The sequence below is a fragment of the Aureibaculum luteum genome, from assembly GCF_003449015.1.
Lineage (GTDB): Bacteria > Bacteroidota > Bacteroidia > Flavobacteriales > Flavobacteriaceae > Aureibaculum > Aureibaculum luteum.
Map to the genome: position 1 here is coordinate 1 of NZ_QRGD01000048.1, position 548 is coordinate 548.

The 548-nt window shown below is 39.8% G+C and carries 1 protein-coding gene; it reads right to left on the bottom strand.

The features are described from left to right. Positions 1-548: IS91 family transposase (locus D3P13_RS22020; RefSeq protein WP_232829273.1), on the bottom strand; the 548-nt coding region annotated here is incomplete at both ends.

The following is a 548-nucleotide window of genomic DNA, read 5'->3' on the forward strand; positions in this document are numbered from 1 at the left end:
TAGACCACCCAGTTCTTTTTAAACAGTTTATCATAGGTCTGTTTTGGTATGGGTAGTTGTTCTTTTCGTATCTCTGAAATAAACTTTGCTCGGTACATTTTGCTCATCGCTTTTACAGAAAACAAAAACTTTTTGTCTTGTTTACCCTGTTTCCAATACCCTGATTCTGTAACACCTCCATTAGGAACTATACAGTGTAAATGGGGATGTAAACTCAAGTTCTGCCCCCAAGTGTGAAGTACTGCTATCATTCCTGGGGTTGCTTGGTTCTCTGTCTTAGAGAATTGCTTTATCGTTTGCCAAGCGGATGTAAACAATACTTTATAGATTTGTTTGCCGTATAACAAACAAAACCTGTTCAACTCATGTGGAACAGTAAACACCACATGAAAATAAGGTGCATTTAATAGTTCTGTTTCCCTTGCCTGTATCCATTGTTCTCGTTTATGCCCTTGGCAGGTAGGGCAATGCCGATTCCTGCAAGAGTTGTACGACACATGTATCTTCTTACAACAAGTACATTGGTCAATGTGACCGCCCAGAGCCTT